17 protein-coding genes are annotated in these 14450 nt (G+C 39.4%); 5 read left to right on the forward strand and 12 right to left on the reverse strand.

Going from position 1 to position 14450, the window contains the following annotated elements; genetic code table 11:
• Positions 1–130: 130 nt before the first annotated feature.
• The 12 genes from WAE59_RS08710 to WAE59_RS08765 form a co-directional block, all read right to left on the reverse strand.
• Positions 131–997, reverse strand: coding sequence for a helix-turn-helix domain-containing protein (locus WAE59_RS08710; protein ID WP_337855566.1), 867 nt, complete (start codon positions 995–997; stop codon positions 131–133).
• A 430-nt stretch (positions 998–1427) separates the two neighbouring features.
• Positions 1428–1850: a c-type cytochrome gene (locus WAE59_RS08715; RefSeq protein WP_337855567.1), complete on the reverse strand. Its 423-nt coding sequence runs from the start codon at positions 1848–1850 to the stop codon at positions 1428–1430.
• 11 nt (positions 1851–1861) lie between these two features.
• On the reverse strand, positions 1862–2617 hold the full coding sequence (locus WAE59_RS08720; protein ID WP_337855568.1) for an SCO family protein: 756 nt from the start codon (positions 2615–2617) through the stop codon (positions 1862–1864).
• A gap of 12 nt (positions 2618–2629) precedes the next feature.
• The gene (locus WAE59_RS08725; RefSeq protein ID WP_337855569.1) at positions 2630–3340 is read right to left on the reverse strand and encodes a DJ-1/PfpI family protein; all 711 of its coding nucleotides are present in this window, start codon (positions 3338–3340) and stop codon (positions 2630–2632) included.
• A 6-nt stretch (positions 3341–3346) separates the two neighbouring features.
• Entirely contained in the window at positions 3347–3976 is a 630-nt protein-coding gene (locus tag WAE59_RS08730; protein ID WP_337855570.1) for an SCO family protein, read from the reverse strand.
• Positions 3973–4410, reverse strand: coding sequence for a hypothetical protein (locus WAE59_RS08735; RefSeq protein ID WP_337855571.1), 438 nt, complete (start codon positions 4408–4410; stop codon positions 3973–3975). Before WAE59_RS08735 ends, WAE59_RS08730 begins: the two co-directional genes overlap by 4 nt.
• Before the next feature lie 25 nt (positions 4411–4435).
• The gene (locus WAE59_RS08740) at positions 4436–5359 is read right to left on the reverse strand and encodes a transporter (RefSeq protein ID WP_337855572.1); all 924 of its coding nucleotides are present in this window, start codon (positions 5357–5359) and stop codon (positions 4436–4438) included.
• Positions 5360–6415, reverse strand: coding sequence for a cytochrome-c peroxidase (locus tag WAE59_RS08745; protein WP_337855573.1), 1056 nt, complete (start codon positions 6413–6415; stop codon positions 5360–5362). It lies immediately after the preceding gene.
• Positions 6415–7272, reverse strand: a complete 858-nt coding sequence (locus WAE59_RS08750; protein ID WP_337855574.1) for an MbnP family protein — start codon at positions 7270–7272, stop codon at positions 6415–6417. The genes WAE59_RS08745 and WAE59_RS08750 overlap by 1 nt, the downstream gene beginning before the upstream one ends.
• Before the next feature lies 1 nt (position 7273).
• Entirely contained in the window at positions 7274–8368 is a 1095-nt protein-coding gene (locus WAE59_RS08755) for a cytochrome-c peroxidase (RefSeq protein WP_337855575.1), read from the reverse strand.
• A gap of 4 nt (positions 8369–8372) precedes the next feature.
• Positions 8373–9170, reverse strand: coding sequence for an MbnP family protein (locus tag WAE59_RS08760; RefSeq protein ID WP_337855576.1), 798 nt, complete (start codon positions 9168–9170; stop codon positions 8373–8375).
• A 115-nt stretch (positions 9171–9285) separates the two neighbouring features.
• On the reverse strand, positions 9286–9666 hold the full coding sequence (locus tag WAE59_RS08765) for a hypothetical protein (protein WP_337855577.1): 381 nt from the start codon (positions 9664–9666) through the stop codon (positions 9286–9288).
• Between the two features lie 561 nt (positions 9667–10227).
• Here WAE59_RS08765 and WAE59_RS08770 point away from each other — a divergent pair.
• The 5 genes from WAE59_RS08770 (at position 10228) to WAE59_RS08790 (ending at position 14192) form a co-directional block, all read left to right on the forward strand.
• Positions 10228–11007, forward strand: a complete 780-nt coding sequence (locus tag WAE59_RS08770) for an MbnP family protein (RefSeq protein ID WP_337855578.1) — start codon at positions 10228–10230, stop codon at positions 11005–11007.
• Positions 11008–11009: 2 nt separating this feature from the next.
• Entirely contained in the window at positions 11010–12047 is a 1038-nt protein-coding gene (locus WAE59_RS08775; protein WP_337855579.1) for a cytochrome-c peroxidase, read from the forward strand.
• Positions 12048–12082: 35 nt separating this feature from the next.
• Entirely contained in the window at positions 12083–12739 is a 657-nt protein-coding gene (locus WAE59_RS08780; protein WP_337855580.1) for a DUF2911 domain-containing protein, read from the forward strand.
• A gap of 236 nt (positions 12740–12975) precedes the next feature.
• The gene (locus WAE59_RS08785) at positions 12976–13398 is read left to right on the forward strand and encodes a DoxX family protein (RefSeq protein WP_337855581.1); all 423 of its coding nucleotides are present in this window, start codon (positions 12976–12978) and stop codon (positions 13396–13398) included.
• 131 nt (positions 13399–13529) lie between these two features.
• On the forward strand, positions 13530–14192 hold the full coding sequence (locus WAE59_RS08790; RefSeq protein ID WP_337855582.1) for a hypothetical protein: 663 nt from the start codon (positions 13530–13532) through the stop codon (positions 14190–14192).
• The last annotated feature ends 258 nt before the right edge of the window (positions 14193–14450 follow it).

The raw sequence follows: 14450 nt of genomic DNA on the forward strand, positions 1-14450 counted from the left end.
CGTTACAAAGGTATCTCATTTTGTTTCCGTGTTGTTATCTGGAACTTTTGTTTTTATCAGCATCATGTCACTTTCATATTGGTAGAGCGAGCTGTTCCGATGGAACAATCTCGCTGTACTGATCATAGGATTAATGTTTTTCCTTTCTGAACTGCTCCGGAGTTAAGCCAGTCTGCTTTTTAAAATAGGTCACGAAGTAAGAAATGTTGTCAAAGCCAAGTTGGTGTGCTATTTCGTTAACGGTACAGCTGCTGTAGTGGAGTAACCGCTGTGCCTCAATCGCAACACGTCTTCGGATCAGATCTCCAGCAGTCTGGCCAGTCTCTTCTTTACAGATTTTGTTCAAATAATTTGGACTCATAAAGAGCAGATCAGCATATGATGAAGGTAATTTCTTTGAATAAAAATGTAAATTAATCAGCTCTTCAAATTGTTGAATCTTTTCTTGCTTAATATTTTTGTGGGCCTGAAATCCAGTAGGATGATACATCCTTTCTAATTCAAATAATATAATGTTCAGATAGGACCTCAGTAATGTTTCTGATTCACCGAGGTCAGAACCGAATTCATCATGACAAAGTTCAATAAGCTGGTCCAGGCGTGATTTGTTCTTGTCATGTAAACGAAGATATGGTCTTGCCTCTCTTCTGAAATAGGAGAATTGGTGCAGCATGTTATTGTTATATCTTAATGAAAAAAATTGCTCAGTGAAACAGACAATATGTCCAATCGCTTGTTTATTTAAATCGAGGCTTAAAATACAGCCAGGTTTAATGATGATTGCCTTTGCGCTAAAATTCAGGTTGATTTTTTCGCTATCAACTAAAATCTCTCCAAGCGCATTTTCCACTAATAGTATTGTGTAAAAATCTTGTCGGTGCGGATATCCCAAAATAGGATACCTATCTATAAGCCCTGTGAATTTACCCATCCAAAAGTGTTTAATGCCATCACCAAATAAACCTATACTGTAAACAGGTAGTTCTGTTTTTTGCATATTGAAATATTTGCGTGTAAAATGAAATTAAACCGTTAAAAAGGATAAATATTCAGGAGGACGAAAAACGTTAGCTATGTAGCAATTAAGGTCATTTGCTTTTTGGAAGCAAGGTATTGGTGACTGCAGCACCAAGCTTTTAGAAGAAAATTTGAATTCTACTCCGAAGGAAAGATATAGCTGAACCTCTTTGACCTTAACATCAGCCAAGCTACGTTCCTGTTTGTCATTGTTTTTTAACTGTTTATCCAGGTAGCATTGACCCTTACATATCGGTATGAGGTCAAAGCGATTGATGCATTTCGTTTTCGCGATTACTTCCTGCTGGATGTAGAAAGATAATACTATCCATAATTTACTGGTGCTTTGAAGCAGCAGTAATACTAAGATGAATATGGATATAAACTTTCTCACTTTGTCTGCTTGTGAATTATTTTTTAAGTGATAGGATATATTTGACCATTGTTAGTGCGTCTGATTTGTTTAGGCCAGGGTGAGGTGTCATAGGTATATCTCCCCAGGCACCTGAACCACCCGCGATGATCTTATCGGCCAGCGTTTCTGCTTCTGCCTCGTTACCACCATATTTTATAGCAATGTTGACATATGCCGGGCCGACAACTTTCTTAGTTTGGTGATGGCAACTGAGACAATCTGATTTTTCGATCAATTCTTTACCAGCTAGATAGTCTGATGGTGGTGTATTTTCCTGAACTGCCAATGGCATAGCGCTTTCTTCTGTTTTTTGGCTTACAATAGTGTCACTAGTACTGGGCGATTTTGGGCTATCAGCACTGCTACAGCCAGTTAAACTTGCGAAAAGTCCGATGGTAATGATGTGTGTAATTTTCATATGATTTTTATTTATGTTTTAGATTTAAATTCTTCAACCAATAGGTTTTTAAGGTCTGAGATTAACCTTTTTGTTTCATTTGAGTCCGTTCCATCGTAAACGCCTCTGATTTGTTTTTGGGTATCTATAAGTAACAGTGCCCCGCTATGGAGGTATCCTCCTGGCGCTGAATCATCCTCATACGTGGTTGAAAAATAACTTTCTATGGCATGTGAATAGATTGCCTTCTTGTTTCCAGTAACAAAATGCCATTTGTTGGCTTTTACTTTTAGTGTTTCGCTGTATTTCTTCAATGCGGGTATGGAGTCATGATCCGGATCGATCGTATGAGATAGCAGGAGTACCTTTTCATTCTGCTCAAACTCCGCGTAGACCTTTTTAAGCTCAGCTGTCATTTTAGGACAAATGGTAGGACAGGACAAAAACATGAAATCAGCAACATAAATTTTGTCCTTGAAGGTCTCTAATGTTACATTCTTCCCATCCTGATCCTTAAAAAGAAATGGCTTTATCTTCGGATAGACTGTTTCTCCTCCAACTACTTCGGCTTTACCCAGTATGGGTAGTCTAGTGTCATTATTGGAGCAGGCGGATATGAAAACCAATAATATGATGATCAAAGGCGACTTCATGATCCCACTTTTACACTGGAATTCTTTAGACATCCTTAACACTCTCTTTTCTGCTATAGTTGCTAATGTTCGGTTTATGAAGCTGGAGATGATCGCCAGTATGATTAGCATTAAAATTCTTGTGTTGCTGTTCATATTTTGAAAATTCTAATTCGATGGTCTTTCCTTAATTTTTACAGTTAATGTGTTCTTCGGATCCCATTTGTCATACTCTAGCACTTTAGATACCGATTTAGCCACTTCCAGTCCGCTGATTCCGGACAATAGTTGCAGAGTGCCATCTATCCCAGAGGTAATACCTGCCGTCGACAAGATTTTTCCGTCACGAACGAATTTTACTCCACTTATCACTGTGGTTTTCGGATTGAGTTTACGCAAAGGTTCGATAGCAGTGCTATGTGTGGTGACAGTTTTTCCATCTAGAAGGCCAGCCTTCGCTAATATCAATGCCCCGGAACATACAGACATGGTAAAACGAGTGTTTTGATTGACAACTTTAATCCAACCGATTAGTTCCTTATCCTCGGCCAAGGTTAAGATTTCGTCAAGGGGCCCGCCCGGAACGATCAAAATATCCGGTTGTGGTGCGTTCTGTATGTTATAATCTGATAAAAAAATGAATCCTTTACTGGTATGTACTTTTCCGGGCCTCACGGACACAGTGTACACATTGTAGCCTCCGGCATTATTGAGTACTTCTGAGGGACCGGCGACGCTGAGTAATTCTATGCCGGGATAGACAAGTACAGCCACATTATACTGTGGGGCAATAACATCGGTATCCTTTAATTCTGCATTACCACAGCAGGAGAATAGCACTACTAAACCATTGAGCACACTCAGCTTTAGAAAATTCATTTCTTATTAATTGTACTCTTTGAGTAGTGTGTCCATATCTTCCATCAATTGCTTAACCTGATCTTCTTGAGTACCATCGTAGGCACCCCGAACCCTTTTCTGTTTATCGACGAGAATCAGATACCCTTGGTGAATGTATCCTCCAGGTTCATTTTTATCCTCTTTAACAGCCACCAGGTAGTTTTTTTCTGCAAGATTATATATCGAATCTCTGCTTCCCCATAAAAATTCCCATTGTGTGCCTTCTACGCCTAACTTTGTAGCATATGATTTCATACGAGAGGGAAGATCGTATTTTACATCAATGGTATGAGACAGAAGTTTTACCTCTTTATTTCCTTTGAATTTTTTATATACTTTCATCAGATTTCGGTGCATTGTCGGACAAATCGTCGGGCAACTTGTGAAAAAGAAATCAGCAACATAAATTGAGTTGTCAAAGTTTTTGTTTGTGACCACTGTGCTGTCCTGGTTTAAAAATCTAAAAGCCGGTATGGTCTGATAGACTGTATCTGTAACGCTGCTGCCATTAGCCATTTTTTTGACGACTTCTCTATGACCTAAAATTGGCAACCTTTTCTCAGGCCCGCAGGCGACAAAAAGAAGCAAAATTATGGAATACATTAGTCTTCTCATTTTTTCTTAAACTTTAGTAAATAGCCTTCTGACTCTCTAATTGCGATGTTAAAAAGGCTATCCATATGGTGGATTTTTTTTCGTTCAGCTTGATAGTACAGCTTTTGCTCCTCGCTTGACTTATCAGGCAAATCCACTTGAAAACTATGCATCCAGTCGTTCATATATTCTTCTGCACTATCCAATTTAGATTGTAATCTGCTTACCTGCCGGCGTTCTGCCAGGGCATCTGTGATGATGTTAATCTTTTCCAGGCTGTCCATTTCGGCGTCAATAGTATCTAGTTTCATTCTATTTCTGATCGCACGCTCACCATCGAGCATAATCTTGTCATGAGCATCTAAAACTTCCTGTTTTACAGATTTGTATTCATCTTGATTTTGGCATGCTTGTAATGACATCAGTAGCAAGCATAGTAAAAGGGTATGTTTCATATTTGTTGTATAAGTTTATCAATTATTAAAAAGGTAGAGACATGTGGATCATAAGGCGGTTTCCGGCATAAGCCCTACCGCCTGCGAGATCTTGTGAGCGTACATTTTGATAGTTGGCTCCAAAAGAAAGCCCCTGCATTCCTATTTCAATTCCCGCAATGGCTGATAAAGAATGTCCGCCAGAAACAGTTACTTCATATTTCCCATCTTCTATATCCTTGACGGCTGCTTCGTATAACACACCGAGGTTTGGCGCTGCCGTCACTTTTTGCGCAATTCTGAACTTGTGGTACACCAGTACATTTGAAGTAAACTTATTGCCATAGCGGTAGTTGTACTTATTTTCTGTATTGATCTTATAGTTGAAGTTTGCATTGAGACCTAGATCATTCCAACGGATATCATAGGCAGCATTTAGTGTGAAATCAGTGCTGGCTGTACCCAATTGGAAGTTATTTGGTGATTCGGATATGGCCAGACGCTCTGTTGGCTCGTACTTGCCAGTAGGAACTTTTATTCCAGCACCAAGCCATAACGACTGTACCAACAGCCTTTCTCCTGCAGTTCCAATATTATCAAAAACCTTATAATAGCCCATTACAGCGATATCGCCCAAACCATTTTTATGACCGGTGGATGCCTGGCTCTCCCTTCTGTTGAAATTATAAGGCAAAAATCCCAATACTCTGAACCTAGTTCCTAAATTGACACCTCCCCAGATTTCTGCACTTTGGTAAGTCTCATCGGTGCTCAGCGGCGTGCTTTCACCAAAAGGCCCCAAGTGTGTCCTTAGGCTTTTGTACTGATATCTCAAACCCAGAAAACGTTTGTTGTATTCAGGCAGAATGCCCAGGTAGTAACTTCCTACGCCACAGCCGCAGATGTCGCAGGCCTTCGTCGTAGTCATGGCCATGATTGTCAAAAACAATCCTATAAACAGTCGCTTCATTTATTGTTGTGCTAATAATGGGTTATTTATAAAATCGGGATCATTCAAAGTATTCAGGAAAGACATTAGTTTCAGCCTATCACTGCTGTTCAAGGGGATGCCCCGCCTGCCGTTCTGGTTCAGTACGGGATCAAGGTTAGGCGTAGGCTGTACTTCCGAGTTGTAATGCTCCAGCACACCTGTCAGCGATAGGAAACGGCCATCGTGCATGTAAGGAGCGGTATATTGCAAATTCCGCAATGATGGCACTTTAAATTTATATCTATCAGTTTCTATAAGTGTGGCGGAATACAATCCCTGGTCGTTTATCGGGTTAATACCAAGACCATTGTTCCGGAAAGAACCATCAGTAAACAAAGGTTCTGAATGGCAGGAGGCACATTTCTCTTTAAACAATATGTAGCCCGTCTGCTCATCCTCCGTAAAGCTTATACCAGCTTCTTTGCGTTGCACTTTGTCGTACTTCGAATTGCTGCTGATACACATCACCATAAATTGGGATAGCGCTTTCATAAATCTTGAAGTGCTTGCCTCTTCAGAACCAAAAGCCGCTCTGAACATTGGAGGGTACTTATCCGTAGTCCTAATCTTTTTCAGCACATTTTCTAATGTCTCATCCATTTCCTCATGCGCAGTAATCGGTGTGATGGGTTGAAGGTCCAGATCAAATACTCCACCACCCCACATAAAGGCCTTATTCCAGGCCAGGTTCATGATCGGAGGCGAGTTGCGCGTACCCAGACGGTCGTCGATTCCATGACTCACATCATGCCCATGCTGAGTGAAGGCTGAGGATTGAATGTGGCAAGAAGCACACGTAATCGTGTTATTTCGGGAAAGCCTTGGCTCATTGAACAAGGCCTTTCCCAGTTCAAAGCCTTCCTTGGTGACCGGGTTATTCTTCAGGTTATATACCGGCTCTGGGAAGTGTATTGGTTTCACAAAGCCCAGCCATTTATCAAGAGTCTCATCCTTCACTGCCGGACCTTTTTTACAGGAAAGTAAAAGCAAACCAACCGCAAGGAACAGGCTCCAATGTTTTATAGTCCTTACCATTAGTTTTCAGTATGATCGTGTCTAAACAGGTCTAGAAGGTTGGCCGCGATCTTCGAAGAGAAATCGCTGAACATCACGTTAGGGTTTTCCTGGATCTTGAACGAGTTTTTGCCATTAAAAACCTTCATCACATCCACAAAAAGATGGATATTGCTCTGGCGATCCTTGCGGACTTTGGCAATCCCTCCTGTGCGCAGATCTACATTAATAACTTTGATATTATTGATCGTTGGTGCGCTGTAACCTCCAAAGAAACCGATATGGTATTTAAACTGCTTATTACCAGTCGGGTCTCCATTGGCATCGTTTGATACCACATCGGATTTACCCTCCATCTTAAAGAAGATATATCCGCTATTCCATCCCCAATACATACCAGCGTCCTCCATGCCACCTCCGGCTGCTGGATCCAAAACTCCCGTACGTTTGTCAACAGGCATCGTACTGCGTAAACTGTCTACTCCTACAATAAAACTCAAATTGGTGTAGTCGCCTTCAGGTACCCTTACTTTAGCAAAGCGTGTAGCTTTGTCGTTGCCCTTAATCAGAAAGTAACTGCTATCCTGATTTACGGTGTAAACATTGCCTTGAGCGGTGGTAACTTTAATATTGCTGATGAAATACTGTAGCATGGAAATAGTAAACGGCTCTTCAGCAGCATTTCTATACGGACTGGCTGTGTTGTTCAGGACGAGCGTCCGTTCTCCAACAATATTGTCAAATTCTACAGATAAGTGTGCAAGATTTTCTTCTTCAAACTCAGGTGTAGGGGAATCCTCTTTGGAACAGGCTATAGACATCAGCATTAGGCCGAAGAGCAAAGTTGCCTGCAATATATTTATAGTTTTTCTCATCATGTTATTCATTAGGGTTACTGTGTTTTTTATTGGTAATAAATTCTTGATCAGTTAGTGTAAAGAGAAAGGCAAGTACGGCATCTCTCTCTGTTTGGGACAGTACTACACCCGGTTTGCCCATATTCTGATAAAGCAACTGGTCGGTTGTTGAGGAAGTTTTAACGCCTGTTTGATAATGATCAAGTACTTGATCAATCGTGTTAAATCTGCCGTCGTGCATGTATGGCGCGGTGAGTATTACATTCCTGAGTGATGGGGTTTTAAATTTCCCTAGGTCAGCTGATTGAAAAGTTACCCTAAAGCGTCCCTGGAAAACACCCTCGTGCGTGTCAGGAAATACTTCATCAATTCCGTTATTGTGATAACTGTTATCTGTAAAAAGCTCTCCAGCATGGCAGGGCTGACATTTTGATTTCACCAGATTCATGCCTTCCATCTCCTTTTTATTTAGCCTTGTGCCAGATTCTCCTCTTTTGTATTTATCGTATTTTGAGCCACCCGAAATCAGGGTGCGTTGAAACTGAGCTAAAGCTTTAGCTATCATCGCCGATTTGATCTCTCCTCGCCCTCCGCCAAATACAAACTGAAATAGCTGTACATACTCAGGAACTTGCTTTAGCTCGTCTTCGAGAACAAGCAGATCCTGATGCATTTCATCCGGGCTGGTCAGTGGTCCAAAAGCCTGTGATTCCAAGTTTTTGGATCCACCATCCCAAAATAATCCAGACCTAGACCAGGCGAGGTTGAAAAGTGCAGGAGCATGTCTGTCCAGCATGTTCCCTGATTCACCAATATTACTGAGTGCCACACCATCCGAGAAGGCTAACGCCTGATGATGACATGAAGCACAGGAAATCCGGTTGCTGCCAGATAGCCTGACATCAAAAAACAATTTTCTGCCCAATTCGATTCCTTCTGCGGTCAGTGGGTTATCCATATTCTCATAAGCGACGGGAAAGTTTCCAGGCACCTGTAGCTTGACAGCTTTAGGTGTCTGGTTTCTTTTATCCAGTTCCGACTCTTTTTTGCAAGAAAGGACAACAAGCATAAGAATCATTAGGGCAGATATATGCTGACCTGCAGATCTGCCTTTCATCAAATTAATTCACCGAACTAACAGTAAAAACCTTTGTGCTGTAATTCGTAGCAACTGAGGTCATTATTGCAGCTTTTGAAGCACCAACAATAGGATTATTTACTATATCTACTCCATCTATCGCTTTTTCAACATCTGCTTTCAATACAATTTTTGTCTCCTTGCTTGAACTGATTTGCACCGCGGAAGGTAAATCCAGTGATACAGATTTATAGTTTGCGTTTAAGCCTGTTTCTACACGAATTGATTTGGTTGTTAATGTTGCACCACTGCCCTCGCTGACTTTGCCGCCAATAGAGGTGAAAATATAGCTGGTCATCCACATCCAGGATATGTTTGTCATGCCGTTAAGTTGGGATAACTCTCCGGCCTGAAGGCTAAGATTGTCGTTATATTTGCTATCAACGCCGACGGAAAACTTGATGGTTTTATAATCGCCAAAGGGAATGTTTTTCAATTCTATTGATTCACGCTTTGTGGCAGGGTAGGTGAATGCGCCCTCCTGAACCGGTAATTCAGAAGTTTCTTCTAACAAGAAATAGGAGTTGGGAACTTTGTATTCTTCTCCCTTGCTGTTAACAAGGGTCACTCCGCTTATCCAATACCTGAATTTAGTGAAATTGAAGCTTTTTGTTCCAGAAGTAAAGTCTTTGTTCAAAACGAAATCCTGGGAACCGAAAGTTGCATCAAAAGTAATGGTAGTTCTACCATCGCCCTCATTCTGTACAATTTGATCATCGTCTTTTGAACAGGAAGAAGAAAGTAATATTATAAGTCCTAATGTATAAAGTAATATTTTCATTTTTTTTACATGTATTTATGCCATCAGTAAGCGGATGGCTCCTTAATTATCAAAATAGGGTGTATAGCAAAGCAGATCATATTTTTATATGATTAATGCAATGCGGCAATAAAAATTAAGAAAGGTGAGGGGGAGGTGGGTGGAGGATTTCTAAGCTGCGATCAGAGATCTTGGTATCCATTTCTATTGGTTTATCCTTCCGTATTTCTAAAGAGAAAATTGTGGCTAGTTTGGTTTCCAAAAGGATAAACTGTTCCTGCATACCTTTTTTTTGACCTTCCTGTTCCTGCTTTTTTTCCTTCTCTTCAGCTTGTTTTATTTTTTTAGAGAGGTAGCATTTACCATTGCAATGCTTTTCCGGCTTATCACGGTTCTCGCACAGATTTTTGGCAATGTAATCCTGATTTAGTTCAAAAGCAGTATAAATGTATAGCCTGCTGAAATTCGAGAAAATCAGTGAACATAATAAAAATGTAGCTATAGCGCGTCTGAACATAATTAGTTGCAAACTTAACCTTTAAAAATTGAACTCTCCTACTATGTGGCGCTATTGAATTGAATTTCGAAATAAGCGGATTGAATAACGCAATTTGCTCAAGTCAAAGATATGTCGGCTCGGTTCAAGTTTAGTATTCCTGAAATAGCGTGATATCCATTTATGATAAGCGTATTTTGCTGGGTTCTTATGCTGATCATCGTTGCCAGGCAATCGTTCGATAGGGAATCCATCAATTGAACTATATCAAACATATACCAAGTATATGCTTGAGTCTATACAGGAGGGAGGTGGTAAAGGAAGTTTTCAAGAGTAACCCGTAAATCGTGGATTAGACTTCTAGTTTTAATAGATCAACCGCAAACGCATCTACCCAAGACTTTTAATACTTAAAATATATTCTTAGACCTCAATGATTGATTTTCGATATCAATCATTGATTTATCAGTTGTGATGTGACAATAAACGAAATACTTGTCCGGTCTAATAAGATTTTATTGATCATTGATAGTCTAGATTTGTTTGAAGAAACTTAAGAATAAATAATCAAAAAAAACCAATATGAATTTTAGCATAAAGCATATTTTATTATTGTTAACCACTGGTATGCTGTTTGGCTTCACCATGAAAAAAGAAGAGAAGGGAAGTTTGACGATCAATTTTAATCATTTGTTTAAAGGTGAAGAAATCGATTTCTCGAAAGAATTTACAAATTCTCATGGCGAAAAAGTGAAATTTTCCATGCTTAATTATTTTATAAGCAATATCCGTTTAACAAGAAAGGATGGTTCTACATATGTTGTGCCTCAGGATAGCTCATATTTCTTGATAAAGGAATCAGAACCAGAAACTAAAAAAGTCATTTTGAAAAACATTCCAAATGGGAAGTACAGTGCGATCACACTGACGGTTGGAGTTGATAGTTTGCGAAATACTATGGATATCAGTAAAAGAACTGGTGCATTAGATGTCGGGGGAATAGCTACAGGAATGTATTGGGTATGGAATTCGGGTTACATTTTCTTTAAAATGGAAGGAACCTCTCCAGCTGCTCCAGATCGGCAGAAAAATAAATTTGCCTACCATGTTGGTGGCTTTGGAGGTTTTAATACAAAAACAATAAATAGTATAAGAACAAAGGAATTTCCTCTAAAAGAACTTCTAGTTACTAAATCCAAAGTTCCGACAATTAATGTAGATCTTGACTTAGCGGGCTTATTTGATGCTCAAACACCGATAACAATTGCTCGAAACCCCTCGGTAATGTGGGGTGAAATATCTACCAGTATCGCTGATAACTACATTACGTGTTTTAAACTAGGAAAGGTTTCCTACAACTAATCATGAAAAAAGCAAGATCAGTTTATATCATTTTTTTGACCTTGTCTCTTGTGATAGTGAGTGCCTTTACCATTTATGATGAGGATCAACTAATAAAAATAACTATCCCATCAAATTTTCCCTTACCGGTTTACGATCTTGAAAAGAATAAAATTACCCGGAAAGGCGTAGAGTTAGGTAGACAACTTTTTTATGATGGTGTCCTTTCTATTGACGGCTCAACGTCTTGTGGTTCCTGCCACCAGCAAGTTTCGGCTTTCATACAGCAGGATCATGATTTTAGCCACGGCGTAGAAAACAGGATCGGACGGCGTAACGCATTGCCATTGATGAATCTGATCTTTAGCAATTCATTTTTTTGGGATGGGGGCGTATCCGATTTGGACTTAAGCCCATTGAATGCTATAGAAAATGAAGTTGAAATGGGTGAAAAACTAGGCCATGTTTTGAAGAAACTGAATGCTTCGCGAGGATATAGAGATAGATTTAAGGAGACCTATAATGCGGATTCAATTTCAACTCACTTGTTTTTAAAAAGTATTTCGCAGTTTCTTGCAACTATGGTCTCGGCGAATAGCCGTTATGATCGATATAAAAGAAAAGAAGGAGTCCAACTGAATGCAAATGAATTGGAAGGACTTAAAGTCTTTAAGGACAAATGTAGCACTTGTCATGCAACCGATCTATTCACAGATGGAACTTTTCGTAATAATGGTTCAACTGACGACTTTCGTTTTGACAAAGGGCGACAGGAGATAACGCTTAAAGATTCAGATATTGGTAAATTTAAGGTGCCAAGCCTCCGTAATGTCGAACTTACAGCCCCGTATATGCATGACGGTAGCATTTCAACCCTTGAAGCTGTTTTAGAGCACTATAATTCTGGAATTAAACCCAGTGAAACGCTAGATTCTGTTTTACGTAAAAGAAGTAAGCCGGGCTTATCAATAAATACTGAAGAAAAAAAAGTGCTCATTTCCTTTTTAAAGACATTAACAGATCATGAATTCATAAAGGACAAACGATTTTCTGAATTCTAATATTAACAGTTGCCAATATAACTAAAGACTTAATAATGAAAAAAACAATGTTGTATTTTTTTGCTTGTTTGTGTTTTACATCCTGCAAGAATTTTTCAAATTCAGGCCAAGAGGCAACTGATAGCCTCGCAGTAACTGGTCACGAAGGCCATCACATGGAGTCCTCATCTCCTTCTAAACGTAAGTACATTGATAGCGTCAATAAGGGGCTGATCAAGAACGATACCCTCAAAGGTAGTCCTAAGATGGTTATTATGAGAACAATATCTGGCGTACATCTGCACATGCAATATAGTTCCCCTGGCGTAAAGGGACGCGTAATTTGGGGTGGCTTGGTTCCATACGAAAAGGTCTGGGTCACCGGAGCACATGAAGCAACAACACTTGAAATCAACAATCCAATTATAATCGTAAACCAAAAGATTGAAGCAGGTAAGTATGCGATCTTTACTATACCGGGTAAAGAAATGTGGACATTCATTCTAAATAAAAACCACAGACAGCATTTAGCCGATGAGTACTCTGAACGTGATGATATCATTCGCGTAGAGGTAAAACCTATTTCTAATAGCTTAGTCGAGCGTCTGAGGTATTCCATATTACCGCTAGATTCAAACAAAGGAAAAATTATAGTTGAATGGGAAATGATTAAGATTGAAGTACCTTTCGATATACCAAACAGTGCTGTTTAGAATCTTGCTCACATACTTGATTTAACAAAATGATTTTGTGCACTTAAATTTAATAGTGAAATCTGAATGGACTGTAAGAGTATAATACTTTGCTGTTTGAAGCTTCCTGCAGCAACATGTTTTTCGCTGTAGAAGCAGAATGTCGTAGTTCTGCAGATTATCCTTATAGCAGATATATGTATCGATCGATAATATCGATTGTGATTTAAAAAAAGAAAAATTAAACGAATAAATATATGAGTAATTTGACAAAAGTCGCCAGTGTCGATTTGGGGATTCTAATTTTGCGTCTCTCTGTAGGCGGATTAATGCTTTTTCACGGTATTGCGAAAGTCCTACATGGTCATGATGCTATTAAAGGAATTCTAGCGGAGCATGGACTACCTGAAGTTTTGTGGATTGGTATCCCTTTATGTGAATTAATAGCTCCCGTGTTAATGATATTGGGCATCTTTACACGGCTTTCTGGGCTTGCAATTGTTTTAGTAATGGTCAGCACACTTTTTTTGGCATTTGGTTGGACAACATTTTCCATCGGTAAATATGGAGGTTTAATGGCTGAACTGAATTTATTGTTTCTTGGAGGGGGCTTATCTCTGATATTTACCGGAGGTGGTAAATATGTTATACATCAAAGTAGTAATGATATGCTCAATTAATTTTTTTGATAGATCTGCCCCCTATTTGGGCAACCTGATAATAGCAGATTTTCTAACTTCCCTATTTATCCGTTCCAGAATCATGATTCGACTAAGCATTTGCGTAGTCCAAGCTAATAAACAACGATCATATGTATCTACTTAAAATAAAAAATTTATTAACTATCTTACTTTCAATGACGAGTCAGGTAATATTTTCTCAAGAATTACCAAAACTTAAGAATCCTCCTGTGATCCTGGAAACGATGGTTGGCAGCAGAGGCACATATGCTCAGATGATGATCAGTAAAAAATTTCACTCTATTCCAAATTTAGGCATTTTTACGGTGAATAGTATTATTGGTGAATGGGGCCAGAATCGCGTTGACGATATGATGATGCAGGGACATGTAACGTATGGAATTTACAAGGGGTTTACAGTCAATGCTGGCTTTCACTACACACCAATGACTGGCATGAGGCCAACTGCAGGGGTAATGTATACTTTTGCTAGCCCATTATGGACTATAGTACTCTTCCCCAGAACTGATATTTCATCGACTCCCGATATGGAGATGTTTGGGATGGTTGAACACAAGCCCAAAATTAATCAGAAGATTAATTTATATTCTCGAGTTCAAGGAATGTATGTAAACAACCCGAAGAGCTATCTGCATCAAAAAAGTGGTATAGCGATTCGTACTGGGGTAACCTACAGGGAGTTCACTTTTGGTGCAGCTTTCAGTTCAGATTGGTACGGCCAGGAACGAAAACAGAAGAGCAATTTGGGTGGCTTTCTTTCATTGGCATTATGATATTGAATATTTCGTTTTTGTGGAAAGTCTACTATTTTTCGCTTATCTCACATTTCTATTCTGGCCTTTCCTGGCATTGGTAACCTTCGCTAAATGATGTTCCCAATGCACTTATGGGAGATACCAACTTTTTTGGTATACCGGCAGGTAATAGAACAACTTTAGTAGTTGTTTCATCGTGCTAAATCGCTCATTAAAAAAAAATCAAATCTTTTACAGGCAATTGGAAATAAGAACCCTCAGAATATACGTTTTCAG

Origin of the sequence: Pedobacter sp. GR22-6, assembly GCF_037402555.1 — a bacterium.
Lineage (GTDB): Bacteria > Bacteroidota > Bacteroidia > Sphingobacteriales > Sphingobacteriaceae > Pedobacter.

Bases quoted from the DNA above. Each gene is read 5' to 3' on its own strand.
- WAE59_RS08775 (WP_337855579.1), top strand. From the start codon at position 11,010: ATGAAAAAAGCAAGATCAGTTTATATCATTTTTTTGACCTTGTCTCTT.
- WAE59_RS08790 (WP_337855582.1), top strand. From the start codon at position 13,530: ATGTATCTACTTAAAATAAAAAATTTATTAACTATCTTACTTTCAATG.
- WAE59_RS08785 (WP_337855581.1), top strand. From the start codon at position 12,976: ATGAGTAATTTGACAAAAGTCGCCAGTGTCGATTTGGGGATTCTAATT.
- WAE59_RS08730 (WP_337855570.1), bottom strand. From the start codon at position 3,976: ATGAGAAGACTAATGTATTCCATAATTTTGCTTCTTTTTGTCGCCTGC.
- WAE59_RS08760 (WP_337855576.1), bottom strand. From the start codon at position 9,170: ATGAAAATATTACTTTATACATTAGGACTTATAATATTACTTTCTTCT.
- WAE59_RS08740 (WP_337855572.1), bottom strand. From the start codon at position 5,359: ATGAAGCGACTGTTTATAGGATTGTTTTTGACAATCATGGCCATGACT.
- WAE59_RS08715 (WP_337855567.1), bottom strand. From the start codon at position 1,850: ATGAAAATTACACACATCATTACCATCGGACTTTTCGCAAGTTTAACT.
- WAE59_RS08735 (WP_337855571.1), bottom strand. From the start codon at position 4,410: ATGAAACATACCCTTTTACTATGCTTGCTACTGATGTCATTACAAGCA.
- WAE59_RS08770 (WP_337855578.1), top strand. From the start codon at position 10,228: ATGAATTTTAGCATAAAGCATATTTTATTATTGTTAACCACTGGTATG.
- WAE59_RS08765 (WP_337855577.1), bottom strand. From the start codon at position 9,666: ATGTTCAGACGCGCTATAGCTACATTTTTATTATGTTCACTGATTTTC.
- WAE59_RS08755 (WP_337855575.1), bottom strand. From the start codon at position 8,368: ATGAAAGGCAGATCTGCAGGTCAGCATATATCTGCCCTAATGATTCTT.
- WAE59_RS08725 (WP_337855569.1), bottom strand. From the start codon at position 3,340: ATGAATTTTCTAAAGCTGAGTGTGCTCAATGGTTTAGTAGTGCTATTC.
- WAE59_RS08745 (WP_337855573.1), bottom strand. From the start codon at position 6,415: ATGGTAAGGACTATAAAACATTGGAGCCTGTTCCTTGCGGTTGGTTTG.
- WAE59_RS08710 (WP_337855566.1), bottom strand. From the start codon at position 997: ATGCAAAAAACAGAACTACCTGTTTACAGTATAGGTTTATTTGGTGAT.
- WAE59_RS08780 (WP_337855580.1), top strand. From the start codon at position 12,083: ATGAAAAAAACAATGTTGTATTTTTTTGCTTGTTTGTGTTTTACATCC.
- WAE59_RS08750 (WP_337855574.1), bottom strand. From the start codon at position 7,272: ATGATGAGAAAAACTATAAATATATTGCAGGCAACTTTGCTCTTCGGC.
- WAE59_RS08720 (WP_337855568.1), bottom strand. From the start codon at position 2,617: ATGAACAGCAACACAAGAATTTTAATGCTAATCATACTGGCGATCATC.